The sequence below is a fragment of the Vibrio sp. 10N.222.49.C9 genome (assembly GCF_041474985.1).
GTDB classification, from domain to species: domain Bacteria; phylum Pseudomonadota; class Gammaproteobacteria; order Enterobacterales; family Vibrionaceae; genus Vibrio; species Vibrio crassostreae_C.
This window is the reverse complement of record NZ_JBFRVD010000863.1, coordinates 1-348: the sequence shown is the minus strand read 5'-3', so window position 1 is coordinate 348 and position 348 is coordinate 1. Positions and strand designations below refer to the sequence as shown.

Here is a 348-nt window from a genome sequence, read left to right as displayed (position 1 = left end):
TTGGCATATCGTGAGTACATAGCGCTGACATAGATTGCTCTGCGTATTCAGTTGGCTCGATGAAGCTGCCATCTTCGTGGTTTTCGAAGAAGAAGATCTTGTACGAGTGCACACCTGCGTCACACAAGATATCAACGATTTCATCAGGCACAGTACCCAAGTCTTCACCGATAACAGAACACTGGAAGCGATGAGATTCTAGCGCAAGGATCGCTAGCATATCTTCCACTGGGTAGTACATGTACGCACCCTTAGTCGCGTTCTCACCCTTCGGAATCCACCAAAGGCGTAGAAGGCCTAATACGTGGTCAATACGCAGTGCACCACAGTGCTTCATGTTCGCACGCA

The 348-nt window shown here is 48.9% G+C and carries 1 protein-coding gene; it reads right to left on the bottom strand.

Features of this window, described 5'->3' with window-relative positions:
* The coding region (locus tag AB4585_RS25965) for a 4-alpha-glucanotransferase (protein WP_372171648.1) at positions 1 to 348 on the bottom strand (348 nt) is incomplete at both ends.